Annotated in this window: 25 protein-coding genes; 16 read left to right on the forward strand and 9 right to left on the reverse strand. The window is 72.3% G+C overall.

The features are described from left to right. Positions 1 to 951 (reverse strand): serine/threonine-protein kinase (locus tag ACYU8V_RS13270; RefSeq protein WP_460848451.1); only part of this gene is annotated, 951 nt, incomplete at its 3' end. A gap of 136 nt (positions 952 to 1,087) precedes the next feature. Between ACYU8V_RS13270 and ACYU8V_RS13275 the strand changes: the two genes are divergently transcribed. Continuing rightward, positions 1,088 to 1,768 carry an Ig-like domain-containing protein gene (locus ACYU8V_RS13275; protein ID WP_460847987.1) on the forward strand — a complete coding sequence of 227 codons (681 nt, stop codon included), beginning with the start codon at positions 1,088 to 1,090 and terminating at the stop codon, positions 1,766 to 1,768. Here ACYU8V_RS13275 and ACYU8V_RS13280 read toward each other — a convergent pair. After that, the gene (locus ACYU8V_RS13280) at positions 1,755 to 2,930 is read right to left on the reverse strand and encodes a pyridoxal phosphate-dependent aminotransferase (protein WP_460847988.1); all 1,176 of its coding nucleotides are present in this window, start codon (positions 2,928 to 2,930) and stop codon (positions 1,755 to 1,757) included. The genes ACYU8V_RS13275 and ACYU8V_RS13280 overlap by 14 nt on opposite strands. A 35-nt stretch (positions 2,931 to 2,965) precedes the next feature. Between ACYU8V_RS13280 and pyrE the strand changes: the two genes are divergently transcribed. Next, on the forward strand, positions 2,966 to 3,511 hold the full coding sequence (gene pyrE, locus ACYU8V_RS13285; protein WP_460847990.1) for an orotate phosphoribosyltransferase: 546 nt from the start codon (positions 2,966 to 2,968) through the stop codon (positions 3,509 to 3,511). Between the two features lie 4 nt (positions 3,512 to 3,515). On the opposite strand, the gene ACYU8V_RS13290 is transcribed toward pyrE, so the two are convergent. Further along, positions 3,516 to 4,226, reverse strand: coding sequence for a DedA family protein (locus ACYU8V_RS13290; RefSeq protein ID WP_460847992.1), 711 nt, complete (start codon positions 4,224 to 4,226; stop codon positions 3,516 to 3,518). Positions 4,227 to 4,323: 97 nt separating this feature from the next. Between ACYU8V_RS13290 and ACYU8V_RS13295 the strand changes: the two genes are divergently transcribed. After that, positions 4,324 to 4,974, forward strand: coding sequence for a TrmH family RNA methyltransferase (locus tag ACYU8V_RS13295; RefSeq protein WP_460848453.1), 651 nt, complete (start codon positions 4,324 to 4,326; stop codon positions 4,972 to 4,974). 6 nt (positions 4,975 to 4,980) lie between these two features. Here the strand turns inward: ACYU8V_RS13295 and ACYU8V_RS13300 are convergent, their stop codons facing one another. The 3 genes from ACYU8V_RS13300 to ACYU8V_RS13310 form a co-directional block, all read right to left on the reverse strand. Next, positions 4,981 to 6,138 carry a DUF5667 domain-containing protein gene (locus ACYU8V_RS13300; RefSeq protein WP_460847993.1) on the reverse strand — a complete coding sequence of 386 codons (1,158 nt, stop codon included), beginning with the start codon at positions 6,136 to 6,138 and terminating at the stop codon, positions 4,981 to 4,983. Positions 6,139 to 6,241: 103 nt separating this feature from the next. Next, positions 6,242 to 7,021, reverse strand: coding sequence for a sigma-70 family RNA polymerase sigma factor (locus ACYU8V_RS13305; RefSeq protein ID WP_460847995.1), 780 nt, complete (start codon positions 7,019 to 7,021; stop codon positions 6,242 to 6,244). Between the two features lie 140 nt (positions 7,022 to 7,161). Next, the gene (locus ACYU8V_RS13310; protein ID WP_460847997.1) at positions 7,162 to 8,046 is read right to left on the reverse strand and encodes an HAD family hydrolase; all 885 of its coding nucleotides are present in this window, start codon (positions 8,044 to 8,046) and stop codon (positions 7,162 to 7,164) included. A gap of 23 nt (positions 8,047 to 8,069) precedes the next feature. Here ACYU8V_RS13310 and ACYU8V_RS13315 point away from each other — a divergent pair, with 23 nt between their 5' ends. The 6 genes from ACYU8V_RS13315 to hemB all read left to right on the forward strand — a co-directional run bounded on the left by ACYU8V_RS13315 (position 8,070) and on the right by hemB (position 14,178). Continuing rightward, entirely contained in the window at positions 8,070 to 8,306 is a 237-nt protein-coding gene (locus ACYU8V_RS13315; protein WP_460847999.1) for a glutaredoxin family protein, read from the forward strand. A gap of 141 nt (positions 8,307 to 8,447) precedes the next feature. Beyond that, positions 8,448 to 9,134 carry a redox-sensing transcriptional repressor Rex gene (locus ACYU8V_RS13320; RefSeq protein ID WP_460848001.1) on the forward strand — a complete coding sequence of 229 codons (687 nt, stop codon included), beginning with the start codon at positions 8,448 to 8,450 and terminating at the stop codon, positions 9,132 to 9,134. Further along, on the forward strand, positions 9,131 to 10,441 hold the full coding sequence (locus tag ACYU8V_RS13325; RefSeq protein WP_460848002.1) for a glutamyl-tRNA reductase: 1,311 nt from the start codon (positions 9,131 to 9,133) through the stop codon (positions 10,439 to 10,441). Before ACYU8V_RS13320 ends, ACYU8V_RS13325 begins: the two co-directional genes overlap by 4 nt. Beyond that, entirely contained in the window at positions 10,438 to 11,424 is a 987-nt protein-coding gene (gene hemC, locus ACYU8V_RS13330; protein ID WP_460848004.1) for a hydroxymethylbilane synthase, read from the forward strand. The genes ACYU8V_RS13325 and hemC overlap by 4 nt, the downstream gene beginning before the upstream one ends. Next, the gene (locus ACYU8V_RS13335; RefSeq protein WP_460848005.1) at positions 11,421 to 13,073 is read left to right on the forward strand and encodes a bifunctional uroporphyrinogen-III C-methyltransferase/uroporphyrinogen-III synthase; all 1,653 of its coding nucleotides are present in this window, start codon (positions 11,421 to 11,423) and stop codon (positions 13,071 to 13,073) included. The genes hemC and ACYU8V_RS13335 overlap by 4 nt, the downstream gene beginning before the upstream one ends. A gap of 118 nt (positions 13,074 to 13,191) precedes the next feature. After that, positions 13,192 to 14,178: a porphobilinogen synthase gene (gene hemB, locus ACYU8V_RS13340; protein ID WP_460848006.1), complete on the forward strand. Its 987-nt coding sequence runs from the start codon at positions 13,192 to 13,194 to the stop codon at positions 14,176 to 14,178. Positions 14,179 to 14,193: 15 nt separating this feature from the next. On the opposite strand, the gene ACYU8V_RS13345 is transcribed toward hemB, so the two are convergent. Both ACYU8V_RS13345 and ACYU8V_RS13350 read right to left on the reverse strand, forming a co-directional pair. Then, on the reverse strand, positions 14,194 to 14,637 hold the full coding sequence (locus ACYU8V_RS13345; protein ID WP_460848008.1) for a hypothetical protein: 444 nt from the start codon (positions 14,635 to 14,637) through the stop codon (positions 14,194 to 14,196). Between the two features lie 125 nt (positions 14,638 to 14,762). Beyond that, the gene (locus ACYU8V_RS13350) at positions 14,763 to 16,022 is read right to left on the reverse strand and encodes a lytic murein transglycosylase (protein ID WP_460848010.1); all 1,260 of its coding nucleotides are present in this window, start codon (positions 16,020 to 16,022) and stop codon (positions 14,763 to 14,765) included. Positions 16,023 to 16,296: 274 nt separating this feature from the next. Between ACYU8V_RS13350 and hemL the strand changes: the two genes are divergently transcribed. Genes hemL through ACYU8V_RS13385 form a run of 7 tightly spaced genes read left to right on the forward strand, consistent with a single transcriptional unit; the run spans position 16,297 to position 22,641 of the window. Continuing rightward, positions 16,297 to 17,592 carry a glutamate-1-semialdehyde 2,1-aminomutase gene (hemL, locus tag ACYU8V_RS13355; protein WP_460848011.1) on the forward strand — a complete coding sequence of 432 codons (1,296 nt, stop codon included), beginning with the start codon at positions 16,297 to 16,299 and terminating at the stop codon, positions 17,590 to 17,592. Then, the gene (locus tag ACYU8V_RS13360; RefSeq protein ID WP_460848012.1) at positions 17,589 to 18,305 is read left to right on the forward strand and encodes a histidine phosphatase family protein; all 717 of its coding nucleotides are present in this window, start codon (positions 17,589 to 17,591) and stop codon (positions 18,303 to 18,305) included. Before hemL ends, ACYU8V_RS13360 begins: the two co-directional genes overlap by 4 nt. 2 nt (positions 18,306 to 18,307) lie before the next feature. Further along, positions 18,308 to 18,886 carry a TlpA disulfide reductase family protein gene (locus ACYU8V_RS13365; RefSeq protein ID WP_460848014.1) on the forward strand — a complete coding sequence of 193 codons (579 nt, stop codon included), beginning with the start codon at positions 18,308 to 18,310 and terminating at the stop codon, positions 18,884 to 18,886. Further along, positions 18,883 to 19,647 carry a cytochrome c biogenesis CcdA family protein gene (locus ACYU8V_RS13370; protein ID WP_460848015.1) on the forward strand — a complete coding sequence of 255 codons (765 nt, stop codon included), beginning with the start codon at positions 18,883 to 18,885 and terminating at the stop codon, positions 19,645 to 19,647. Before ACYU8V_RS13365 ends, ACYU8V_RS13370 begins: the two co-directional genes overlap by 4 nt. After that, the gene (resB, locus tag ACYU8V_RS13375; RefSeq protein WP_460848016.1) at positions 19,644 to 21,221 is read left to right on the forward strand and encodes a cytochrome c biogenesis protein ResB; all 1,578 of its coding nucleotides are present in this window, start codon (positions 19,644 to 19,646) and stop codon (positions 21,219 to 21,221) included. Before ACYU8V_RS13370 ends, resB begins: the two co-directional genes overlap by 4 nt. Beyond that, on the forward strand, positions 21,218 to 22,384 hold the full coding sequence (gene ccsB / locus ACYU8V_RS13380; protein WP_460848017.1) for a c-type cytochrome biogenesis protein CcsB: 1,167 nt from the start codon (positions 21,218 to 21,220) through the stop codon (positions 22,382 to 22,384). Before resB ends, ccsB begins: the two co-directional genes overlap by 4 nt. Next, on the forward strand, positions 22,381 to 22,641 hold the full coding sequence (locus tag ACYU8V_RS13385; RefSeq protein WP_460848018.1) for a DUF4229 domain-containing protein: 261 nt from the start codon (positions 22,381 to 22,383) through the stop codon (positions 22,639 to 22,641). The genes ccsB and ACYU8V_RS13385 overlap by 4 nt, the downstream gene beginning before the upstream one ends. Here ACYU8V_RS13385 and ACYU8V_RS13390 read toward each other — a convergent pair. Then, the gene (locus ACYU8V_RS13390; protein WP_460848019.1) at positions 22,638 to 23,525 is read right to left on the reverse strand and encodes a 1,4-dihydroxy-2-naphthoate polyprenyltransferase; all 888 of its coding nucleotides are present in this window, start codon (positions 23,523 to 23,525) and stop codon (positions 22,638 to 22,640) included. The genes ACYU8V_RS13385 and ACYU8V_RS13390 overlap by 4 nt on opposite strands. Positions 23,526 to 23,534: the final 9 nt, after the last annotated feature.

Genomic DNA, 23,534 nt, shown 5'->3' on the forward strand with positions numbered 1-23,534 from the left:
CACCGCACCGGCGGCGCCGGCTCCGACGGCGCCCGCGGCACCGACGTTCGCGGCGACGACCGGGGCCGCGCCGAGGATGCCGAGGGCGGCGGGCACGGCACCGAGGACCGCCCCGACCGTGGTCGAGAGCGCGCCTGCCGCGGCCCACCCGGGGCCGAAGGAGCCGATCGCGGCGTGCCGCAGCGACCGCGCGAACGCCGGCGCGTTCTGGTGGCGCAGCGCGGGGTCCTTGGCCAGGTTCACCCGGGTGAGCTCGGCGAGGGCGGGCCCGATCTCCCGCACGTACGCCGCCGGGTCCGGCGCCGGCTGGGTGACCTGGAGGTGCGCCGTCGTCAGGGCGTCCGGGCCCTGGATCGGGACCCGGCCGCAGAGCAGCTCGAAGAGGACGACCGCGGTGGAGTACAGGTCGGTCCGCGCGTCCTGGAAGGTGCCCAGCACCCGCTCGGGCGCCAGGTAGGCGGGGGTGCCGATCCAGGTGTCCGGGCCGGCCAGCGGGCCCGGCGGCGACGCGAGGCCGAAGTCGATCAGCCGCGACGTGCCGGACCGGTCGATGAGGATGTTCTCCGGCTTGAGGTCGGCGTGCACCAGTCCGGCGGCGTGCACCGCCGCCAGCCCGTCCAGCGCGCCCGCGAGGACGGCCAGCGCCTGCGGACCGGTGAGCGGGCCGGAGTGGGTCAGGACGGCGCGCAGCGAGGCGCCGTCGATCAGGTCGGTGACCAGTGCGGCGAGCCCGGGTTGGTCGATCACCTCGCGCACCCGCACCACGTTCGGGTGGTCGATCGACAGCAGGGCGGTGGCCTCGTGGCGGAACATCGCCCGCCGCCAGTCCTGGTCGGGCCAGTCCAGCACCTTGACCGCGACGGCCTCGCCCGTGACCGGGTCGGTCCCGGCGTACACCGTCCCGAACCCGCCCGCGCCGATCACGCCGGAGACGGGATAACGACCGATCATCTGCGCCACGGGGTCTTCGTAGCAGGCCTGCGAGGCCGAGGTGGACGATTCGGCACATCCGGAGGCCGTCGCGGCGGTAGCCTGACGCCTCCGGCGACCACCCCTTGGTCGCTGTACGTCGGGAGGGAAACCGAGGATGAGGTTGTTCGTGCGCGCCCTGGTGGGTGCGGTGCTGATGGCGACGGTGTCGGTGGGAGCCGCGCAGGCGACGGCGGACTCGCCGCCGGTGACGGTCGATGATGCCGTCACCCTGACCGCCGGAGGCGCCACCCAGAAGGACGTGCTCGCCAACGACTCCGACCCGGACGGGGACGTCCTGGCGCTGTGCCGGCTCGGCAAGGTCCCGGCGGCGCTCGGTGCCGACATCTTCGACGGCAAGCTGATGATCTTCGGCGCCGATGCGGGCACCTACACGCTCACCTACTACGCGTGCGACTACTCCTACCTGACCCCGGGGACCGTCACGATCACCGTCAAGCCCCGGCCGCGGATCTACGTGAAGGTCGTCAAGGGCGTGCGCCCCGGCACGCTCCGCGTCATCAACAACGGCAGCTTCGGCTTCCGCTACCTCTGGGGCTCCTACAAGAGGCAGAAGGCGGACGGCCAGGTGAGCGTCCCCGCGCACAGCAGCGTCCGGATCCGCGTCCGCCGGGTCTCGGTCATCTGGTTCGCGATGAACGAGCACAAGGGCGCGTTCAAGATCGGCATCGTGCGCGGCATCACGCTCCCCAAGGGCGCGAACGCCCTTCCGCCGGGCGCCCCGCCCACGCCGCTCCCGTCGTCGACCATGCCGCGGTGGGGGATCAGCGCGCGCTGAGGTCGGCGGCCACCAGCCGGCGTACCGCCTCGTCGAGCACCTCGGGGCGCTTGCAGAAGGCCCAGCGCACCAGGGTGTCGCCCGCACCCGGCCGGATCTGCTGGTCGTAGAAGACCTGCATCGGGATCGCCACCACGCCCGCTCGCTCGGGGAGGGCCAGGCAGAAGTCGTGCCCGCTGGTCCACCCGAGGTCGCGTACGTCGGTGGTCGCGAAGTACGTCGCCTCCGGGGTGTACGCCGTCAGGCCGGCCTGCCGCAGACCGCCGACCAGGCGGTCGCGGCCGGCCTCGAGCTCACGCGCGAGGGCGGCCGGGAAGTCGGCGTGCTCCTCGAGCGCGACGGCCACCGCGGGCTGCAGCGGCGCCCCGGAGGTGTAGGTCAGCCACTGCTTGGCGCCGGTCGTGGCGTCGACCAGGTCGGCCGGTCCGGTCGCCCAGCCGACCTTCCAGCCGGTGAACGAGTAGGACTTGCCGGCGCTCGACAGGGTCAGCGTCCGCTCGGCCATCCCGGGCAGCGTCGCCAGCGGGATGTGGCGGCGGCCGTCGAAGGTGAGGTGCTCGTAGACCTCGTCGGTGACGACGAGCAGGTCGTGCTCGATCGCGACGTCGGCGACGGCCTGCAGCTCGTCGCGGGTGAGCACGCGGCCGGTGGGGTTGTGCGGGTTGTTGATGAGCAGCAGCTTGGTCCGCGGCGTCACGGCGGCGCGGAGCTCGGCCGGGTCGAGGGCGAAGTCGGGCGCGCGCAGGGTCACCGTCCGGCGTACCCCTCCGGCGAAGGCGATCATCGCCGGGTAGGAGTCGTAGGAGGGATCGAGCACGACCACCTCGTCGCCGGGGTCGACCAGCCCGAGCATGGCCGCCGCGATCGCCTCGGTGCACCCGGTGGTGACGAGGACCTGCGAGTCCGGGTCCAGCACGATCCCGTAGTGGCGCTGCTGGTGCGCCGCGATCGCCGTGCGCAGCGGCGCGATGCCGCGCCCGGGCGGGTACTGGTTGGCACCGCCCTCCAGGGCGGCCACGGCGGCGGCGATGACCGCGGGCGGGCCGTCCACGTCCGGGAAGCCCTGGCCGAGGTTGACCGACCCGGTCCGGACCGCGAGCGCCGACATCTCGGCGAAGATCGTCGTACTCATGCCGGCGACGCGTGCCGCTGCCCTGCCCATGCCGGCGACACTATCCGGCCTACTAACCTTCAACCGTGACCACGACCGACGCGGACCTCGCTGCCGACATCGACGCCACCTGCCGCCTCACCGGGGAGTTCACCCTCCGGTCCGGCCAGGTGAGCACCGAGTACTTCGACAAGTACCTCTTCGAGGCCGACCCGCTGCTGCTCGCGCGCGTCGCCCGCGAGATGGCCCAGCTGCTGCCGGCCGACACCGAGCTGCTCGGCGGCCTGGAGATGGGCGGCATCCCGATCGCCACCACGATCAGCCAGCTCCTCGGCATGCCCGCCCTCTTCATCCGCAAGAAGGCCAAGGAGTACGGCACCGCCAAGCTCGCCGAGGGTCCGGAGTACGCCGGGAAGCGGGTCACCCTCATCGAGGACGTGATCACCACCGGCGGCGCCGTCCGCGACGCCACGAACGCGCTGCGCGAGGCGGGCGCGATCGTCGAGGTCGTGATCTGCGCGATCGACCGCTCGCCGGAGGGCGAGAACCCGCTGGCCGACGTGGGTCTGGAGATCCGCCCAGTGCTCACCAAGGCGGTGCTGGACGCGGCTCGGGCCGCGGCCTCCGCGTGAGCGGTCAGTACTCCTCGCGGTCGTAGCCCTGCTTGTGGTTCTCCTGCCGCTTCTTCCAGATCTCGTAGACCAGGCCGACGACGGTGACGGCGAGCAGGCCGTAGGTGACCAGGTCGATGTACTTGCCCAGGCTGGGGAAGGTCTGACCGAGGCCGTAGCCGATCAGCATCAGCGAGCAGACCCACGCGACGGCGCCGATCCCGCTCCACAGGAAGAAGACCTGCCGCTTCATCCGGGTGATGCCCGCGACGAGGGTGATGTAGGTGCGCACGAAGGGCACGAACCGGCCCACGAGCAGGGCCGAGTGGCCGTGCCGGTCGAAGAACGCCGACGTCTGCTCGAGGTACTTGCGCTTGACGATCCGCCCGTCGCGCTCATAGAAGCGTGGCCCGATCTTGCTGCCGATCTCGTAGCCGGTCACGTTGCCCGCGAACGCGGCCGCGCTGTAGATGAACAGCGCGAGCGCCAGGTCGCCGAGGTGCCCGCCGGGGATGATGTCGACCTTGCTCTCGGCGATGAACAGGCCCATCGCGAAGAGCAGGGTGTCACCGGGCAGGAACGGGAACAGCAGGCCACACTCGACGAAGAGAACCCCGATGCCCACCCAGAAGAGGGCGGCTCCGAACTCCTTGAGCAGGAAGTCGGGGCTGAGCCACTTCGTGACGTCGTGGAGGCTGATGGCCAGGGAGGTCGCCTGGACCAGGAGTTCGGACACGTCGAAACCCTAATCGGTGAACGTTCAGGAGAGGTGAAGACCCGTGGGTGAGCGACCTGTGGACTTCGGCGAGGAGGAGCGGGCGCCGTACGACCCGATGCCGTACGGCCCCGCCGAGGTGGGCGTCGGCCCGTGGGAGGGGCCATGGCCGACCGGCCCCGGGTCCGAGGTGTACGACGAGCAGCTGCTCGCCGAGGGCGACCGGCGCAACGTCGTGGACCGCTACCGCTACTGGTCCATGGAGGCGATCGTCGCCGACCTGGACAGCCGCCGGCACGGCTTCCACGTCGCCATCGAGAACTGGCAGCACGACTTCAACATCGGCACGATCGTCCGCTCCGCCAACGCCTTCCTCGCCGCCGAGGTGCACATCGTCGGCAACCGGCGCTGGAACCGCCGTGGCGCGATGGTCACCGACCGCTACCAGCACGTGCGCCACCACCCGACCGTCGCGGACCTGCACGACCACCTGCAGCAGCTCGGTGGGGTGCCGCTGCTCGGCATCGACAACCTGCCCGGCTCGGCGCACCTGGAGACGATGCGGCTGCCGGAGCGGGTCTGCTTCCTGTTCGGCCAGGAGGGGCCGGGCCTCTCCGCGAGCGCACGCGAGGTCTGCGAGGGCACCTTCTCGATCGCCCAGTTCGGCTCGACCCGCTCGATCAACGCCAGCGCGGCCGCCGCGATCGCCATGCACTCCTGGGTGGTCCAGCACGCCGACCTGACCTCGGACGAGGCCTGGCGGGGCTAGCCGGCGCTACTTGAGGCCGAGGAGGCCGGCCACGCTGCCGACGACCGTGGAGCCGCCGTCGCTCGTGCTGCTCGTGCTGCTGGTCGCGGTGCCGCCGGTCGTGCCGCCACCGAGCAGGTTCTTGGTGATCTTGTCGATCGTGTCCGGGATGACCGCGCCGTCCGTCGGCGACGGGGTGGGCAGCGGGGACGGCAGGATGCTCGGGAGGCCGGAGCCGTCGCCTGCGGGCTTCGTCACCGTCGTGCCGCCACGGTTCACCGGTGCGGTCGTCGCGGGGTGCTGGGGGGTGCCCGACGACTTCTTGCCCGGCTGGTGGTCGGAGGTGCTGACCGGGGTCTTGAAGTGCGCGCCGAGCGGCTGCGTCGCGAAGGACGGCAGCTGGGTGACGATCCCGTCGGTGCAGGTCGGGCAGGCGTCGTACGCCGCCTGGTCGATCGACTGGACGGTCTGGGCCGCCGACACGAGCGCCGGGCGCGCCTCGACCGGGAGGACGTCGTCGAGCGCGCTGAGCCGGCCCATCGAGGAGCTGGCGAAGGTGCGCAGATCGGTGAGCGCGCCGTCGCTGCCGTCGCTGTTGAAGGCGTCGATCGCGACCGCGCTCGCCTGGCTGGTCTGGTCCTTGAACGCCTGCAGGGTCGAGCTGATCTCGGTGGCGTCGGCGTCGCTGCGGGAGCTGAGCTGCTCGACCTCGCTCAGCCGCGTCTCCGCGTTGCCGAGCAGCACCGAGGCCTTGGCCTGCGGGGAGGACTCGAGGTTGGCGTGCGCGTTCTCGATCGCCCGCTTGACCGGGTACAGGGTGTCGCCGGGGAGGGCGCTCTGGGAGGCGACCGCCATCGATCCGCTGGCGGCCACGACGGCGAACCCGCCGAGCAGGGCCGCGGCGCGGCGCTCGCGGCTGCCGCGCTTCTGCTGGGGGGTCAGTCGCAGTGCCGTGGCGGCGTCGGTACGACGCTCGGGCGCGGCCGGCATCTCCGCGGCGGCCGTGATCAGCCGGGACCGCAGGTCGGCCACGAACTCGGGCCGTGCGGCGGGTTGCGGCACGGCACGCATGGCGTTGACCACGTCGAGCAGCTCGGCGTACCGCTCCTGGCTCGTGCCCTGGGCACGTCCGGAGACGGCGGCGTCGAACTCCTCGGCGCGCCGGTGCGCGTTACCGCCGATCATGACGCTCGTCCTTCGTTACGGGGGGTTCGGGAACAGGTCGCAAGGACCTGACCGAACAACGACCGTTCGGGCGCGAAGGTTACGTACGACGCAGTCGTGGCGGTCATCGCAGTCCCTCCGGCATCAGCTTGGCCAGGTTGCGGACCCCGCGCAGCTGCAGCTGCTTGATGGCGCCGTCGCTGCGACCGAGGGCCTGCGCGGTCTCCGCGATGCTCAGGCCCTGCAGGAAGCGCATGATCAGGCAGTCGCGCTGCTCGGTGGGGAGCTTGGTGAGCGCCTCGAGCAGGATCTCGTTGGTGAGGCTGGCCAGGACCGCCGACTCGGGGCCCTCGGTGGCGTCGTCGTGCGCGCCCATGTCCTCGGTGGTCAGCTCGAGACGGGTGCGCCCGGCCTTGAAGTGGTCGGTGGCGAGGTTGCGGGCGATGGTCATCAGCCAGGCGCCGAAGTCCTTGCCCTGCCACCGGAACGACGACATGTTGCGCAGCGCGCGGAAGAACGTCTCCGAGGTGAGGTCCTCGGCCACCACCGACGAGCGGGTCCGGTAGTAGAGGAAGCGGTAGACCGAGGACTGGTAGTGGTCGTAGAGCAGCCCGAACGCCTCGGAGTCGCCGCCGCGGGCGAGCTCGACGAGACCGATCAGCCGCTCGCGCTCCTCGGGGGAGTCCTCGGAGGAGGTGGCCAGCCGGGCGTCGCCGTACGTGCCGCCGGAGCCGCCGCCGGAGCGGTCCTCGCCGGTCTCGGACGGGAAGCCGTGGTCGACCTCGTCCAGCAGCCAGCCGCCCGCGAGCACGGGGGTCGGGCGGGGCGCCAGGCCCGCGAGCGCCGAGGACACGGCAGCACGCAGGGCCTCCAGACCCCGCGCAGCGTCGTGTTCCCAGGTCATCCCCGGTCCCTCCCCTTCGGCTTCCCCTCCAGGGGATCCTACGGCGGATCGGGCCTGCGTGGAACAGGTTGTAGCGGTCCGAGTACGACCAGCGCGCAGGACCGGGACCTTGTCCCGGCCGGTCCCGGGTGGATCCGGACTCAGCGGGGCCGGTTCAGCCGGCGTACGACGGCACCGGCGATCGCCGCCCCGGAGGCAGCGCCGCCCACCAGCACTCCGGCACGGGCCGCTCGCCGGCCGGTGCGGTAGTCGCGGATCCGCCAGCCGTGCTCCCGGGCGTAGGCGCGGAGCTTGGGGTCCGGGTTGATCGCGCAGGGGTCGCCGACAAGGCCCAGCATGGGCAGGTCGTTGGAGGAGTCGGAGTACGCCGAGCAGCGGCTCAGGTCCAGCCCCTCCCGCTCGGCCAGCGCCTGGACCGCGACCGCCTTGGCCGGGCCGTGCAGCATGTCGCCGACCAGCCGGCCGGTGTAGACCCCGTCGACGTGCTCGGCGACCGTGCCGAGCGCCCCGGTCAGGCCGAGCCGGCGGGCGATGAGCGTGGCGATCTCGACCGGCGCGGCCGTGACCAGCCACACCCGCTGGCCCTGGTCGAGGTGCATCTGGGCGAGGGCGCGGGTGCCGGGCCAGATCCGGTGGGCCATGCCCTCGTCGAAGATCTCCTCGGTGACCTCCTCGAGCTCGGTCACCGTGTGCCCTGCGATGAACGCCAGGGCTGAGTTGCGGGCCTCGGCGACGTGCTCGGGGTCCTCGATGCCGGCGATGCGGAAGTAGGCCTGCTTCCACGCGGCCCCGAGGATGTCGCGGGTGCCGAAGAACTTGCGCCGGTACAGCCCGCGCGCGAGGTGGAAGATGCTCGCGCCCTGCATCACCGTGTTGTCGACGTCGAAGAACGCGGCCGCGGTGGGGTCGCTGGGGTGCGCCAGCGCCGTCTCCACCTCGGCGGCGGCCGCCGCGGCCTCGCCCGCGAGCGAGGAACGCTGCTGGAGGTCGAGGCGTGGGGGGCGCCGGCCGTTGGTTGCCGCCATAGGGGGCAGCCTAGTGTGGTCGGGTGCCTGCGCGGATCACGCTCTACGGACGTCCTGGATGTCATCTGTGTGACGACGCCCGCGCCGTCATCGAGCGGGTCTGCGCGGACCTGGGGGAGTCGTACGTCGAGATCTCGATCGACGACGACCCCGAGCTGCTCGCCCGCTTCGGCGAGGAGATCCCGGTGACCTTCGTCGACGGCCGCCAGCACGACTTCTGGCGGGTCAGCGAGCAGCGTCTCCGCGCGGCGCTCGCCTGAGCCCGCTGTACTTGATCCGGGCATCTACCAGACCCCGTTCTCGTCCCTCGAACGGGGTCCGACTCGGATTTGGTTCGCACGTTCACGAACTCCTACAGTGGCCGGGCCGCTTCCAGAGGGGAGCGACTGGAAAGAAGAGTTGTGACAGCACGGACTTCGCCAGAGGCCGGCCGGGCGATCCCGGAAGCCACGGTCGCCCGTCTGCCCGTCTATCTGCGGGCACTCACCGCCCTCGTGGAGACGGGCATCCGCACCTGCTCCAGCGAGGATCTCGCGACGGCCGCCGGCGTCAACTCCGCGAAGCTGCGCAAGGACCTCTCCTACCTCGGCTCCTACGGCACGCGCGGCGTCGGCTACGACGTCGACTACCTGCGCTACCAGATCGCCCGTGAGATCGGCGTCACCCACGACTGGCCGGTCGTCATCGTCGGCATCGGCAACCTGGGCCAGGCCCTCGCGAACTACTCCGGCTTCCGCAGCCGCGGGTTCAGCGTCCTGGCCCTGCTCGACGCCGACCCCGCGATCGTCGGCCGCGAGGTCGCCGGCGTGGTCGTGCGCGACTTCGCCGAGCTGGAGGAGATCGTGCGGGAGCGGGCGGTCGCCATCGGCGTCATCGCCACGCCCGCGGTCGCCGCGCAGGCGGTCGCCGACCGGATGGTCGAGGTCGGCATCACCAGCATCCTCAACTTCGCGCCCTCGGTGCTCACCGTCCCCGAGGGCATCGACGTACGCAAGGTGGACCTGTCCATCGAGCTGCAGATCCTGGCCTTCCACGAGCAGCGCAAGGCCGGCGCCCACGAGCCCGACGAGCTGGAGGGTGCCTCGTGAGCGTCCTGGTGGTGGGTATCTCCCACAACTCCGCCCCCGTCTCCCTGCTGGAGCGGGTCGCCCTGGACGACGCGGGCGTGCAGAAGCTGACCGCGGCCGCGGCGGCCTGCGAGCACGTCACCGAGGCGACCGTCATCGCCACCTGCAACCGGCTCGAGATCTACACCGAGGTCACGCGCTTCCACGGCAGCATCGAGCAGCTCTCGCGGCTGCTGCTGGAGCGCGCGGGGGAGTCGACCGAGGCGCTGCTGCCGAACCTCTACGTCCACTACGACGACGGGGCGGTCTCGCACCTGTTCAAGGTCGCGGCCGGCATGGACTCCATGGCCGTCGGCGAGGCGCAGATCCTGGGCCAGACCCGCGACGCGCTGCGCCGGGGCCAGGAGATCGGCAGCGTCGGCCCCGCCCTCAACGGCCTGTTCCAGCAGGCGCTGCGGGTCGGCAAGCGCACCCGCGCCGAGACCGCGATCGACGTCGTCGCGCCGACCCTGGTCAGCGCCGCGCTCGACCAGGTCGCGCCCGGTGAGGCGTCCGTGGCCGACCGCTCGGTCCTGGTGATCGGCGCCGGCGCGATGGCCGGCCTCGCGACCGCCACGGTCCGCCGGCTCGGCGCCGCGCGGATCGCCGTCGCCAACCGCTCGCCCGAGCGGGCCCGCCGGCTGGCCGCGCAGTACGACGGCGTCGCCGTCCTCCTCGAGGACCTGCACGCCGAGCTCGCGCTGGCCGACGTGGTGATCAGCTGCACCGGAGCGACCGGCATCGTGGTCGACGCCGAGGCGGTGTCCGCCGCGCGCGCCGGCAACGACCGGCCGCTGGCCCTCGTCGACCTCGCCCTGCCGCACGACATCGACCCCGCGACGGCGGACCTGCCCGGCGTCACCCGCATCGACCTGGCCGCACTCGCCGACGCGCTCGCCGACAGCCCGGCCGGCGCCGAGGTGGTCGAGGTGCGCCGGATCCTCGCCGAGGAGGTGACCGCGTTCCTCGCGGCCCGCCGCCAGGCCAGCGTCACCCCGACCGTGGTCGCGCTCCGCTCGATGGCCACCTCCGTGGTCGACGCGGAGATGACCCGACTGGAGAGCCGGCTGCCCGGACTCGAGCCGGCGGTGCTGGCCGAGGTCCGCTCAGCGGTCCGGCGGGTGGCCGACAAGCTGCTCCACGAGCCCACCGTCCGGGTCAAGGAGCTCGCCAACGAGCAGGGCGCCGTCTCGTACGCCGCCGCGCTGGCCGAGCTCTTCGCGCTCGACCCCGAGGCGGTCGACGCGGTGACGCGCCCGAGCGTCGTGACCGAGGAGGGCGCGCTGTGACCCTCCGCATCGGCACCCGCGCGAGCCGGCTCGCCACCACCCAGTCCCGTCAGGTCGCGGCCGCGATCACCTACGTCACCGGCGTCGCCACCGAGCTCGTCGAGATCGCGACCGACGGCGACCGCAGTCAGGCCGCGGGCACCCCGCTGGTCGGGTCCTCGAGCACCGGCGTCTTCGTCAGCGCCTTGCGCGAGGCGCTGGTCGCCGGCGAGGTCGACGTCGCCGTCCACTCGCTCAAGGACCTCCCGACCTACCCCGAGCCGGGCATCGCGCTGGCTGCGATCCCGCGCCGCGAGGACCCGCGCGACGCGCTGGTCGCGCGCGACGGCCTCACCCTCGGCGAGCTGCCCGTCGGCAGCGTGGTCGGCACCGGCTCACCGCGGCGGGTCGCGCAGCTGCAGGCGCTCGGCCTCGGCGTCGACGTACGCCCGATGCGGGGGAACGTCGACACCCGCATCGGCAAGGTCACCTCCGGGGAGTACGACGCCGTGGTGCTCGCCCGCGCCGGCCTCGCCCGGCTGGGACGCACCGGTGAGATCACCGAGGTCCTCGACCCGCTCCAGATGTTGCCCGCGCCCGGCCAGGGGGCGTTGGCGATCGAGTGTCGCGCGGACGACGCGCAGACACTCGCCCTGCTCGCCCGGCTCGACGACGCCGCCACGCGCGCCGCCGTCACCGCCGAGCGGCAGACCCTGGCCACGCTCGAGGGGGGCTGCTCGGCCCCCATCGGTGCCCTCGCCGACGTGGCGGAGGGTGACACCGGCATGGAGCTGTGGCTCCGTGCCGTGGTGCTGTCCGAGGACGGCACCCTCGCAGTCCGGACCTCCGGCTCGACGCCCCTGGGCGACGACCCGGCCACCTGGTCCGAGGCCGCGATCCGGCTCGGTGAGCGACTCGCCACCGAGATGCTCGATGACGGCGCACGGGAGCTCCCCTCCGCGCCGCCTTCCGCCGCACGACCAGCAGAGGTGCATGAGGCATGACCGTTTCCCGCTCGACCAAGGCCACCCCCACGGGGACCCCGGACGTCGCCCTGCCCGGCGCGGGCAGTCTCGCGTTCGTCGGGACGGGTCCCGGTGATCCCGAGCTGCTCACACTGCGCGCCTCACAGCTGATCGCCGACGCCGACGTACTCGTCACCGAGACGCCCGAGCACGAGACGCTCATCGCGCTCGTGCGCGGTGCGGCCGGCAGCCCGGAGCCCGAGGTGCTCGACGGCGGCTTCGGCGAGGACGGCCAGCCGCTGACCCACGCCGCCCGCGCGAAGGTCGTCGTCAAGCAGGCCAAGCGCGGCGTCCGCGTGGTCCGCCTGCTCAGCGGCGACCCGTTCCTCTACGCGTCCGGCCCCGAGGAGGCCCAGGCCGTCGCCAAGGCGGGCCTGCCGTTCGAGGTCGTCCCCGGCGTATCGTCGGTGGGTGCCGTGCCGGCGTACGCGGGAATCCCGTTGACCACCAAGGACCACCGTGAGGTCGCGGTCGTCACCTGCGGCGACAAGGTCGACTGGTCGCGGTACGCCGACATCCCGACCCTGGTGCTGCTCTCGGCCGTCGGCCAGATCGGTGACATCGCCAAGGCGCTCGTGGAGGCCGGTCGCCCGGCGACCACGCCGGTCGCGATGACCCGGGTCGGCACGACCACCGAGCAGCAGACGGTCACCTCCACCCTGGAGCGGATCGCCGTCGACGCCCGCGCCGCCCGGATGGCCCCGCCGGCCATCACCGTGGTCGGCAAGGTCGTCGACCTGCGCCAGACGCTGTCCTGGTTCGAGACCAAGCCGCTGTTCGGCTGGCGGGTCCTGGTGCCGCGCACCAAGGAGCAGTCCGCCTCGCTGTCGAACAAGCTGCGCAGCTTCGGTGCCGTGCCCGAGGAGGTCCCGACGATCTCGGTCGAGCCGCCGCGCAACCCGCAGCAGATGGACAAGGCGGTCCGCGGCCTGGTCGAGGGCCGCTACGAGTGGGTGGCGTTCACGTCGTTCAACGCGGTGAAGGCTGTTCGCGAGAAGTTCGAGGAGTACGGCCTCGACGCCCGCGCCTTCTCCGGCCTCAAGATCGCCGCCGTCGGCGAGAAGACCGCCGCGACGCTGGCCGAGTGGGGCCTGCGCGCCGACCTGGTCCCGTCCGGCGAGCAGTCGGCCGCCGGCCTGCTCGAGGACTGGCCGGAGTACGACGAGCAGCTCGACCCGATCAACCGGGTCTTCCTGCCGCGTGCCGACATCGCCACCGAGAACCTCGTGGCCGGCCTGGTCGATCTCGGCTGGGAGTGCGACGACGTGACCGCGTACCGCACCGTCCGGGCGGCCCCGCCGCCGGCGCCGACGCGGGACGCGATCAAGACGGGCAAGTTCGACGCGGTGGTCTTCACCTCCTCCTCGACCGTGCGGAACCTGGTCGGCATCGCCGGCAAGCCGCACCCGTCCACGGTCATCGCCGTGATCGGGCCCGCCACGGCCAAGACCGCCGAGGAGCACGGCCTGCGCGTCGACGTCATGTCGCCGGTGCCGGACGTCGAGGTCCTCGCCGAGTCGCTCGCCGCCTTCGGTGCCGCGCGCCGTGCCGCCTTCGTGGAGGCCGGCGACCCGGTCACCAAGCCGTCGGACCGCAAGCCCTCGGGTCGCCGCCGCAAGGCCGAGTGACTCCCGAGACCCGGGTTCTGGTCGGCCGAGTCTCGGGTTCTGGCGAAGGTACCTTCGCCAGAACCCGAGACTCGAGCCACCAGAACCCGGGTCTCGCGCATTTGGGAGGATGGTCGGCATGAGCGAGATCGAGCGCCCCGTCGTCCGCCCCCGCCGCCTCCGCACGACGGCGGCGATGCGGGAGCTGGTGGCCGAGACGACGCTGCGCCCCGCGCAGCTGGTGCTGCCGATGTTCGTGCGCGAGGGCGCGGACGGGTCGATCCCGATCTCCTCGATGCCCGGGGTCGTGCAGCACTCCCGCGACACGCTCCGCAAGGCGGTCGTGGAGGCCGCCGAGGCGGGCATCCGGGGCGTGATGCTGTTCGGCATCCCCGAGACCAAGGACGCCGTCGGCTCCGGCGCCACCGACCCCGACGGGATCCTCAACGTCGCGATCGCCGACGTCGTGGCCGAGGTCGGCACCGACCTGGTGGTGATGGCCGACCTGTGCCTGGACGAGTTCACCGACCACGGCCACTGCGGCGTGCTCACCGCGGACGGGCGGGTCGACAACGACGCCACTCTGGAGCGGTACGCCGAGATGGCCCGTGTCCAGGCGTCGGCGGGCGTCGACCTGGTCGGCCCCAGCGGCATGATGGACGGCCAGGTCGGGGTCGTGCGCGCGGCGCTCGACGACGCCGGGCACACCGACACCGGCATCCTCGCCTACTCGGCGAAGTACGCCTCCGCCTTCTACGGGCCCTTCCGGGAGGCCGTCGACTCGTCGCTGGACGGTGACCGGCGGACCTACCAGCAGGACCCCCGCAACGGCCGTGAGGGCGTCGCGGAGGCGCTGCTCGACATCGCCGAGGGCGCCGACATCGTCATGGTCAAGCCCGCGCTGGCCTACCTGGACGTGCTGCAGCGGGTGCGCGAGGCGGTCGACGTGCCGGTGGCGGCGTACAACATCTCCGGCGAGTACGCCATGGTCGAGGCTGCGGCGGCCAACGGCTGGATCGACCGGGAGCCGGCGATCCTCGAGACGCTCACCGCGATCCGGCGTGCCGGGGCGGACGTCATCCTGACCTACTGGGCCGTGGAGGCCGCGCGCCTGCTGCGCCGCTGACCGGTCCGACCCGGGTCAGTGCGGCAGGTGGGTGAGCCCGCCCAGGATCTGGGTGAGGACGTCCTGCGTCGGGGTCGGTGAGGGCGTGGGCGTCGAGCTGCCGCCCGAGGAGGTCGGGTGGGCCGACGGCGTGGACGTCTGACCGCCGCCCGCGGTGTGGTGCGACCCGGCCGGGTGGTGGGCGGTCGCGTGGTGCGTGGCCGCGGCGCTCGGGCTGGCCGCGCCGGCGGTCGCGCTCGGGGTGCTCGGCGGCGTACGCCGCGCGTGCGGCCGGGCCCGGTGCACCCGCTCGGCGCTCGGGGTGCCGGTCGCGGTCGCGGCAGCGCTGGGGGTGCTCTCCGCGCGGGCCGCGGCGGCGGGCGCGCGGTGCTCGCTCCAGAGCACGCCGAGCGCCCACGAGGCGATCAGGACGACCGCCACGGCGATCCCCGCGACGTTCATCATCCGTGTCTTCGTCATCTGCGTTCCTGAGTCCCGATGCCCCCAGCCCGGATCCAGGGTAGGGCCCGGCGGCGTACGACGCGAGCGGGGGGATGCACGAAGCCCCCGGACCGTCGGTCCGGGGGCTTCGTGATGGTCCAGGCTCAGAGGCCGTAGGAGGCGAGGCACTCCTGCTTCTTGGCCGGGTTGAGCGCGTACTTCAGGTTGCACTGGAGCTGCGCGGTGATGGGGTCGAGGGCGCCGAGCAGGCCGTTGATGACCTGGCTGACCGGGTCGGAGCCGGTCGAGCCACTGCCGCCGGTGCTGCCGCCGCTGGTCGAGCCGCCGGTCAGGCCGCTCAGCGCGTCGCCGACACCCTTGACCACACCGTTGACGGTGTTGGTGATCGGGTCGCCGGTCGGGCCGGTCGTCGGGCCGGTGGTGGGTCCGCCGGAGCCGCCGGTCGAGCCGCCGGTCGAGCCACCCGTGCTGCCGCCGGTGGTGCCACCGGTGCTGCCGCCGGTCGAGCCGGTGGAGCCGGAGCTGTGCGACTCGTTGAACGTGTTGTGGCCGCCACCGAAGGTGCCGCCACCGGAGTAGCTCGGGCCGCCGGGAACCAGGTAGCCGGCCGCGGTGGAGTTGTTCGGCGCGGTGGCGTAGTCGCCCTGCAGGTAGCCGTTCATGACCTTGATGACCAGGTTCACGTAGGCGTTGCTGTTGTTGTAGCGGTAGACCGCGGCCTTCTGGCCGGCGAGCGTCGACAGGTCGTCGGTGCCGGAGCAGAGGTAGACGGCGGCGGCCAGGGCCGCGTCGTCGATGTCCTGCGGGTTGCGCTTGCCGTCACCGTCGGCGTCCACGCCCACGACCGCCCAGGTCGCCGGGATGAACTGCATCGGGCCGACCGCGCGGTCCCACTGGGTGTCGTTGTCGTACTGCCCGGCGTCGGTGTCGGAGATCGCCTTGTTGCCGTTCTTGCCGTTCAGCTGCGGGCCGTAGATGCCCGGCGTCGAGACGCCCTGGTCGTTGAGCACGTTGCCGTTCGCACGACCGTGGTTCGACTCGACCCGGCCGATGGCCGCGACCAGCTGCCAGGTGAGGTGGCAGGACGCGTCGGCGGAGTTGATGACCGACTCGGCCCGCTGGTAGGCGGCCAGGGCCGCGCTCGGGATGTCGTTGGTCGAGGCCGCGTTGACGATCGAGGAGCCGTTGCCGCCGTCGAGCAGGCCGGGCGACGACACGCTCGCGGGGTCCTTGAGCGGCTGCGACGGGACGCTGGTGTCGCTGGCTGCAGGTGCTCCTGCCGCGCTCTCCGGTCCCACCACGCCGCCGATGCCGGCCACGCTGGCCGTCCACGCTGCGGAAAGCAGCGCGAGCGGAATGATGGTCGCCGCGCGCTGCAGACGCCCCAGGCGCTTCCTCGACATACCGTCTCCCTTTGGTCCACTTCGAGCAACGAGCCCTCCCCGCCGGTCACGTCCCGGCAGATCCGCTGCTCCCTGTGTCGCCTCGCTCCCAGGTCCGGCGACATGGGCTCAACGAATCCTGACACAGGCACGTTACGGGTGTCACATGATCCCGCGCACACAAATCAACCGATCGGATGACGGAAATAGCCCGAAAGGACTATGCCGGGCGCGGGGCGCGTCCAGCCCAGCGCCCGGATGGGAGCCGTTGGGGTCGATCGGTGACAATGGCGCGGTGAAGTCCGAGGAGCTGTTCGCCCGCGCCCGCTTGGTCACCCCGGGCGGTGTGAACTCTCCCGTAAGAGCCTTCAACGCCGTCGGAGGCACGCCGCGGTTCATCGCGAGCGCGAGCGGCCCCTGGCTCACCGACGTCGACGGAAAGCGGTACGTCGACCTGATCTGCTCCTGGGGACCCATGCTGCTGGGCCACGCCCACCCGGCCGTGGTCGAGGCGGTCCAGGCGGCGGCGGCCCGCGGGTCGTCGTACGGGACGCCCACCGAGGGCGAGGTCGCCCTCGTCGAGGCGATCGTGGAGCGCACCCCCGTCGAGCGGGCCCGGCTGGTCACCTCCGGGACCGAGGCGACGATGACCGCGATCCGGCTCGCGCGCGGGTTCACCGGTCGTGACGTGGTCATCAAGTTCGCGGGCTGCTACCACGGCCACGTCGACGCGCTGCTGGCCTCGGCCGGCTCCGGGCTGACCACATTCGCGATCCCCGGCACCCCCGGCGTGCCCGCCAGCTCCACCGAGCTGACCCTGGTCCTGCCCTACAACGACCGCGAGGCCGTCACCGCGGCCTTCGCCGAGCACGGCGACCGGATCGCCTGCCTGATCACCGAGGCCGCGCCGGGGAACATGGGCGTCGTCCCGCCGGCGCCCGGGTTCAACCGGTTCCTCGCCGAGACCTGCCGCGCCCACGGCGCGCTGTTCGTGTCCGACGAGGTGATGACCGGCTTCCGGGTCTCGAAGGCCGGCCAGTGGGGCACCGACGGCGCCGTCGAGGGCTGGGTCCCCGACCTGATGACCTTCGGCAAGGTGATGGGCGGCGGCTTCCCGGCGGCGGCGTTCGGCGGCCGGGCCGACGTGATGCACCACCTCGCGCCGGAGGGGCCGGTCTACCAGGCGGGCACCCTCGCCGGTAACCCCGTGGCGACCGCCGCGGGCCTCACCACGCTCCAGCACGCCACCGACGACGTCTACGCCCACATCGGCTCGGTCGCCGACACCCTGCGGGCCGGGGTCGCGGAGGCGTTCACCGCCGCGGGCGTGCCGCACGTCATCCAGTCGACCGGGTCGATGTTCTCGGTGTTCCTCACCGACGAGCCCGTGACCGACTTCGCGGGCGCCCAGCGCACCGACGTGCCGGCGTACGCCGCCTTCTTCCACTCGATGCTCGACCAGGGCGTGCACCTGCCCCCGTCGGCGTTCGAGTCGTGGTTCGTCTCCGCGTCCCACGACGAGGAGGCCGTGCAGGTCGTCCTCGACGCGCTGCCGGCGGCGGCCAAGGCTGCGGCGCAGGTGCAGCGATGAGCGCCACCCCGGACACCACGGTCCACCTCGTCCGGCACGGCGAGGTCTTCAACCCCGACGGCATCCTCTACGGGCGCCGCGACGGGTTCCACCTCTCCGAGCTCGGCCAGGCGATGGCCGAGCGCACGGCGACCGCGCTGGCCGAGCGGGACATCACCGTCGTCCGCTCCTCGCCGCTGGAGCGCGCCCGGGAGACGGCCGCGCCGCTCGCGGCGAAGCTCGGCCTCGAGGTCGGCATCGAGCCGCGCGTGCTGGAGTCGGAGAACAGGTTCGAGGGCCAGAAGTTCGCCCGGGGCTCCAACGCGCTGCGCAACCCGTGGACGTGGCGGCTGCTGTGGAACCCGTTCCGCCCGTCCTGGGGCGAGCCGTACGCCGCCATCGTCGAGCGCATGCTCGCCGCGGTCCAGGACGCCCGCGCGGCGGCCGAGGGCCACGAGGCGGTGCTCGTCTCGCACCAGCTGCCGATCTGGACCACCCGGCTCGCCGTCGAGGGCCGCTCGTTCCTGCACGACCCGCGCAAGCGGCAGTGCACGCTCTGCTCGGTCACGTCCTTCCACTTCGTCGGCGAGGCCATCACCCAGATCTCGTACGCCGAGCCCGCCATCGACCTGATCCCGAAGGCCGCGCGCAACGCTCCGTTCTCCGCCGGCGAGGGCATCATCGGGCCGACCGGTGCCACGGCCCAGGACCCCAGCGACGAGCAGGCGGACTGATCGTGCGGCGTACCTCTGCTCTCGTGGCGTGCCTGGCGGCCGTCCTGGCGCTGTCGGCGTGCGGCGGCCTCGGGTCGGACGACAACGGCTACATGGGCGGCGACGGCAACGTCACCACGATCGCGCCCGACAAGCGCGACGCCCCCGTCGCCGTCTCCGGTACGACGCTCGACGGCGCACCGCTCGACCTCTCCTCCTTCCGCGGCAAGGTCACGGTCGTCAACGTGTGGTGGTCGGGCTGCCTGCCCTGCCGCAAGGAGATGCCGATGCTCGCGCAGGTCGAGAAGTCCTACGCGAAGGGCAAGGACGCGGCGAAGGTCGCCTTCGTCGGCATCGACATCCGCGATGCCGTGCCGGCGCAGGCCCGCACCTTCCAGAGCGCCAGCGGCGTGACCTACCCGTCGCTCTACGACCCGGCCAGCAAGACGCTGCTCGCCTTCGGGAAGTACGACCCGCCGGCGGTGCCGTCCACGCTGGTGCTCGACCAGCAGGGCCGGGTCGCGGCCCTCATCCCCGGCACCATCCCGTCCGCGACGACGCTGACCAACCTCGTCGACGACGAGCTCGGGAGCGGCACGTGACGGACTGGTTCCGCGAGCAGGCGGCCGGCGGCTCCCTCGCCCTGGCCGTCCCGGTGGCCCTCGTCGCCGGACTGGTCTCCTTCTTCTCGCCGTGCGTGCTGCCCCTGCTGCCCGGCTACCTGTCCTACGCGACGGGTCTCTCCGGCGCCGACCTGGCGTCCGGGGCGGCGGCCCGGCACCGCAGCCGGATGCTGCTGGGCTCGCTGCTGTTCGTGCTCGGCTTCGCGGTGGTCTTCGTGCTGGCCGGCGCCACCTTCGGCACCCTCGGCGGGCAGCTGCGGCACTACCAGCACGAGCTGACCCTGGTGCTCGGAGTGATCCTGATCGTGCTCGGCCTGGTCTTCGCCGGGGTCATCCCGCTGTTCCAGCGCGAGTACCGCATCCACAAACTGCCGGGCGTCGGCCTGGCCGCGGCCCCGCTGATCGGCGCGCTGTTCGCGATCGGCTGGACCCCGTGCATCGGCCCGACGTACGGCGTCATCCTCAACCTCACCTACGCCGGCGGGAGCACAGCCTTCCGCGGCGGCCTGCTGTCGCTGGTCTACGCGATCGGGCTCGGCCTGCCCTTCGTGGTGGCCGCGGTGGCTTACGAGCGGACCCTCGGCGCGCTGCGCTGGGTGCGCCGCCACCAGGTCTGGATCATGCGCGCGGGTGGGGTGCTCCTCGTCGCGATCGGGCTGCTCATGGTCACCGGCTCGTGGGACCACCTGGTCCAGTGGGTGCAGCTCAAGACCGTCAACAGCTCGTGGGTGGGCGTGTGAGCAAGACCGACAAGGGCGCCGAGCGGCGGCCCGGTGAGCTGAACCTGCGCGAGCTGGCGCGCTGGAGCTGGCGTCAATTGACGTCGATGCGCACGGCCATCGTGCTGCTGCTCCTGCTGGCGCTGGCCGCGGTGCCCGGATCGGTCATCCCGCAGACGGGTGTGAACCAGCAGGCCGTCACCCGCTGGCAGACCGACCACCCGCAGCTGACCCCGCTCTACGAGAAGCTGGGGCTGTTCTCGGTCTACAGCTCGCCGTGGTTCGCGGCCGTCTACCTGCTGCTCGTCATCTCCCTGGTCGGCTGCGTCGTGCCGCGCCTGGGCGTCTACCTCCGGGCGTTCCGGGCCCAGCCGCCCGCCGCACCGGCCAACCTGGGCAGGCTGCCGGCCTCGGCGTCGTACGAGACCTCGGAGTCGCCGGAGGAGGTCCTCGCCCACGCCCGGGCGGTCCTCGGCAAGCGCCACCGGCTCCGCAAGGACGAGACGGGCGATGCCGTCGCGGCCGAGCGCGGGCAGCTGCGCGAGGCGGGCAACCTGGTCTTCCACTTCTCGGTGCTCGTCGTGCTCGCCGGGTTCGCCATGGGCAGCCTCTTCGGCTTCGCGGGCGGCGTGGTCATCGTGGAGGGCTCGAGCTTCTCCAACAACCTCACCCAGTACGACGACTTCAACCCCGGCAGCCTGTTCCGCACCAGCCAGCTGAACCCGTTCTGCCTCAAGGTCGACGACTACACCGACCAGTGGCTCACCTCCGGGTCCCGGGCCGGGATGGCGGTCAAGTTCAAGGCCGACATCGACTACCAGGAGCAGTGCGGGAAGAGCGCCGATAAGAAGTTCGGCCTCGAGGTCAACCACCCGCTCGACATCGGCAGCACCGAGGTCTTCCTCATCGGGCACGGCTACGCGCCGGTCATCACCCTGCGCAACGGCAAGGGGCAGGTGATCGCCAGCGGGCCGCAGGTCTTCCTGCCGCAGGACTCGACCTTCCTGTCCTACGGCGTCGTGAAGCCGTCCATCACCAAGCCGGTCCAGATCGGCCTCGAGGGCGTGTTCTACCCCACCTACGCCAGCGTCCACGGCAACCCGGTGACGGTCTTCCCCAACGACCTCAACCCGCGCCTGGCGATGTTCGTCTACACCGGCGACCTCGGGCTCGACAGCGGCACCGGGCAGTCGGTCTACGTGCTGGACAAGACGCACGCCACGCAGCTGCACAAGGCCAACGGGATGCCCTACCGGGTGGACCTGCGGCCGGGGCAGACGGTGAAGCTCCCGAACGGGCTCGGGTCGGTGACGTTCAACGGCGTGCGCAAGTGGGTGCGGGTCCAGATCAGCCAGACGCCGGGCAAGCGGATCGCGCTCGCCGGGGTCCTGCTCGCCCTGTGCGGCCTGTGCTGCTCGCTCTTCATCCGGCCGCGCCGGGTCTGGGTGCGGGCCCGCAAGGTGACGGACAGCCACGGGGAGGGCACCATGGAGCGGACCGTCGTCGAGGTCGCCGTGCTCGACCGCTCCGGGAACGCCGATGTGCAGCAGATCCTCGACGACCTGGTCGGGAGACTTCAGAAGGGAACGTCGTGACCAACGCCGATTGGGCCTCGCTCAGCGACCACGCCATCTCAGCGGCGGGGGTGCTCTACTTCCTCGCGCTGCTCTCGCACCTGGTCGAGTGGGCGATGCTGCGCCAGCCGGCCGCCGCCCGCGCGTCGGCGGAGGTCGGCGAGCTCGTCGCCGCAGGCGGTACGCCGGCGGGCGGGTCTGCGCTGCCGGAGGAGCCGTCGGACCGGCGTACCCGCGAGGAGAAGGTGGCGTTCTGGGGCCGACTGGGCCTGTTGCTGACCTGCCTGGGCGCCGTCGTGCACTTCGTGGCCCTCGTGGGGCGCGGCATGGCCGCGGACCCGAACCGGGTGCCCTGGGGCAACATGTACGAGTTCACGATCACCGGGTCGTTCATCGTGATCGCGATGTACCTGGCGCTCTACAAGCGCTTCGGGCTGTCCTGGATGTCGCCCCTCGTCGTCGGCTTCGTGGTCACGATGCTGATGGTCGCGATGCTCGTGCTGCACGAGGCGGTCGCGCCGCTCACCGACGCCCTGAGCTCCTACTGGCTGGTCATCCACGTGATCTCGGCCGCGATCGCGACCGGCGCGTTCACCCTCGGCGGCATCACCTCGATCGTCTACTTGGTCAAGTCCCGCGCCGAGCGGAAGGCCGAGGGCGCGCCGCTGACCGGCTGGCTCGGCCGCGTCCCCGGCCTCGACGCGCTGGACCGGGTCGCCTACCGCGTGCACGCCTTCGCCTTCCCGATCTGGACCTTCGCGGTGCTGATCACCGGCCCGATCTGGGCGCACCAGGCCTGGTCGCGCTACTGGAACTGGGACCCCAAGGAGGTCTGGGCGTTCATCACCTGGGTCGTGTACGCCGGCTACCTCCACGCCCGCGCCACCGCCGGCTGGCGGGGCCGCAACGCCGCGGTCCTCGCGCTGGTGGGCCTGGGCACCCTGTGGTTCAACTTCATCGGCATCAACTACTTCAACTCCGCCAGCCAGCACTCCTACGCCGGGCCGAGCGTGTCGCCGCTGTGCGGCGTCTCCCCGGCCGTGAGCCGCCCGCTCGCTCCGGTCGCTGGCGCTCCCTGCGCTCCCGGTCGGTTCACGCCCGGCCACGACGCCGGCGGCGCCACGCTGCCGGCCTGGAACGCGGCTCCGGCGGCTGTCGAGCTGCGTGAGGGGAGCGTCCGGTGAAGGAGTTCTGGATCTACACCGGTCTGCGCGTCGGCCTGTTCCTGGCCACGCTGATCGTCGTCTTCGGTGTCTGGTTCGCGATCACACAGGACGTGCCGATGACCTGGGCCATCGTGCTGTCCGTCGTGATCAGTGCGCCGGCGTCGTACTTCATCCTGAACAGGCCGCGTGAGCAGTTCGCCCAGCGGGTGACCGGCCGGGCCGACCGGATGATCGAACGCTACGAGGCGGCCAGGTCCAAGGAGGACGTCGACTAGCCCGCGAGCAGCCCGACGGTCGCGAAGACGGCCCAGAGCAGCTCGGCGAGGCCGGTCTTCTGCAGGACCGGGATGAGCCGCGGCCCGGCCGCGCCCTCGCCCACGATCTTCGCGGCGCGCAGGCCCGGGATCGCGTACACCAGCCCGAGCAGCGCCCACCACGTGGTGAGCGCGGCGAGCCCGACGAGGGCGCCGAACGCGGCGGTGATCAGGGTGGCGAACAGCACCCGGGTGCGCTGGTCGCCGAGCCGGACGGCGAGCGTCATCTTGCCGGCGACGGTGTCGGTGGGGATGTCGCGCAGGTTGTTCGCGACCAGGATCGCGCACGCGAGCGCGCCCATCCCGCAGCCGGCGAGGAGCGACGGCCAGCCGGTGCCGTGCCAGGTCTCCGTCTGCACGTAGGTGGTGCCGGTGACGGCGACCAGGCCGAAGAACACGAACACCATGACCTCGCCGAGGCCGAGGTAGCCGTAGGGCTTGGAGCCGCCGGTGTAGTACCAGGCGGCGACCACGCAGACCGCGCCCACGAGCAGCAGCCACCACGCGGTGCTGGCGGCGAGGACCAGGCCCGCCACCCCGGCCACCCCGAACGCCAGGAACGCGGCGCGCTTGACGGCCGCCGGGGTCGCGAGGCCGGAGCCGACCAGGCGCAGCGGCCCGACCCGCTCGTCGTCGGTGCCGCGGATGCCGTCGGAGTAGTCGTTGGCGTAGTTGACCGCCACCTGCAGGGCCAGGCTCACCACCAGCGCCAGCAGGGCCTTCCACCACACGATGTCGCCCGGGTGCGGGAATCCCACGACCCCCGTGCCGACCACGACGGGAGCGATCGCGGCGGGCAGGGTGCGGGGGCGCGCACCGGCGATCCAGTGCTGGGGAGTGGCCATGGTCAGGGA

It is taken from the genome of Nocardioides ultimimeridianus (assembly GCF_054777895.1).

Coding starts and splice junctions, on each gene's coding strand:
- ACYU8V_RS13275 (WP_460847987.1), top strand. CDS start 1,088: ATGAGGTTGTTCGTGCGCGCCCTGGTGGGTGCGGTGCTGATGGCGACG.
- ACYU8V_RS13280 (WP_460847988.1), bottom strand. CDS start 2,930: ATGGGCAGGGCAGCGGCACGCGTCGCCGGCATGAGTACGACGATCTTC.
- ACYU8V_RS13295 (WP_460848453.1), top strand. CDS start 4,324: ATGCCGTACGGCCCCGCCGAGGTGGGCGTCGGCCCGTGGGAGGGGCCA.
- ACYU8V_RS13300 (WP_460847993.1), bottom strand. CDS start 6,138: ATGATCGGCGGTAACGCGCACCGGCGCGCCGAGGAGTTCGACGCCGCC.
- ACYU8V_RS13305 (WP_460847995.1), bottom strand. CDS start 7,021: ATGACCTGGGAACACGACGCTGCGCGGGGTCTGGAGGCCCTGCGTGCT.
- ACYU8V_RS13310 (WP_460847997.1), bottom strand. CDS start 8,046: ATGGCGGCAACCAACGGCCGGCGCCCCCCACGCCTCGACCTCCAGCAG.
- ACYU8V_RS13335 (WP_460848005.1), top strand. CDS start 11,421: ATGACCGTTTCCCGCTCGACCAAGGCCACCCCCACGGGGACCCCGGAC.
- hemB (WP_460848006.1), top strand. CDS start 13,192: ATGAGCGAGATCGAGCGCCCCGTCGTCCGCCCCCGCCGCCTCCGCACG.
- ACYU8V_RS13345 (WP_460848008.1), bottom strand. CDS start 14,637: ATGACGAAGACACGGATGATGAACGTCGCGGGGATCGCCGTGGCGGTC.
- ACYU8V_RS13350 (WP_460848010.1), bottom strand. CDS start 16,022: ATGTCGAGGAAGCGCCTGGGGCGTCTGCAGCGCGCGGCGACCATCATT.
- ACYU8V_RS13360 (WP_460848012.1), top strand. CDS start 17,589: ATGAGCGCCACCCCGGACACCACGGTCCACCTCGTCCGGCACGGCGAG.
- ACYU8V_RS13390 (WP_460848019.1), bottom strand. CDS start 23,525: ATGGCCACTCCCCAGCACTGGATCGCCGGTGCGCGCCCCCGCACCCTG.